At 61.1% G+C, this 697-nt stretch carries 1 protein-coding gene; it reads right to left on the minus strand.

Going from position 1 to position 697, the window contains the following annotated elements; all coding sequences use genetic code 11:
- On the minus strand, positions 1-697 hold a 697-nt coding region (locus tag EN939_RS36765; protein ID WP_127272107.1), incomplete at both ends, for a PAS domain-containing protein.

The raw sequence follows: 697 nt of genomic DNA on the forward strand, positions 1-697 counted from the left end.
TGATCTGCTTGAAGCGGTCGAGGTCCAGATGCAGCAGTGCCGTACGGGTATCCTTTTCCCCGTTTTCGGCAAGCAACTCATCGAGATAGCGACGGTTGGGCAGACCCGTCAGCGGGTCATGCAGAGCCACATGCTCGACACGCGCTTTGGCGACCTCAAGTTCGGCATTTTTCGATTCTGACAGCTGGCGCTCTCGCATGAGCGTCTCGTTGAGCAGCACGTCGCTGGTCACGTCCCACTCGGCGCCAATCATCTTTGGCGTGCCGCCGATGTCCTGGAAGAAGGCTGCGCGCGTGCGCACGTGGCGCGTGCCGCCCTCCGCAAGCAGGACTCGGTATTGCGAGGAATAGGGTCCTTTCCTCTCTGCGGCCGACTCGAACTCCTGGCGCGCCCGGTTGAAATCGTCGGGATGAATGGCCGAAGCCCAGTCGTCATAGCCGCGCGGTTTGCCATCGGCTGGCTTGCCGTAGATTTGGTTGACGCGGTGATCCCATAGCAGCTCTTTTGTGGCCAGGTCGTGCTCCCACACGCCGATCCCAGAAGCTTCCAAAGCCAGCTCAAGACGGCCGGACAAGCGTCTGAGCTCGGCATAGTTTTTCTGTCTCTCGCCAAACAGCCGCCCGGCCACCAGGATCGGCAGCACCACCAGCGCGCCGGCAAAGCCTATGAGCCCCCGCAAAATCCAGGCATTCTTTGG

This window comes from Mesorhizobium sp. M7A.F.Ca.CA.002.05.1.1, from assembly GCF_003998335.1.
Classification (GTDB): domain Bacteria; phylum Pseudomonadota; class Alphaproteobacteria; order Rhizobiales; family Rhizobiaceae; genus Mesorhizobium.